Annotated in this window: 1 protein-coding gene; it reads right to left on the bottom strand. The window is 65.0% G+C overall.

The genetic code is table 11. The features are described from left to right. Positions 1–206 (bottom strand): hypothetical protein (locus tag G3I42_RS03305; RefSeq protein WP_203606307.1); only part of this gene is annotated, 206 nt, incomplete at its 3' end. Positions 207–226: the final 20 nt, after the last annotated feature.

The raw sequence follows: 226 nt of genomic DNA, 5'->3' as shown, positions 1-226 counted from the left end.
TGCATCGCGGTGAGCAGCGACCATGACGAGAGGGTGCGTGCGTAGTACTTACCGCACTCGTCGTCGCCGAACGGACTGCCGGTGCCGTCGCCGGTCGAGCATGTACTCATGTTGATGTAGGGGCCCTTGCGTGCCCTGCCGTCATAGCGGTCGGAGACCGCCTTGACGACCTGGAGCCCCTCCTTCGTCTGCCCGCGCTGCAGCATGAGTCCGGCTGCCGAGTACT

This window comes from Streptomyces sp. SID11385, from assembly GCF_010548245.1.
Classification (GTDB): Bacteria; Actinomycetota; Actinomycetes; order Streptomycetales; family Streptomycetaceae; genus Streptomyces.
This window is presented reverse-complemented; position numbering and strand designations above follow the sequence as displayed.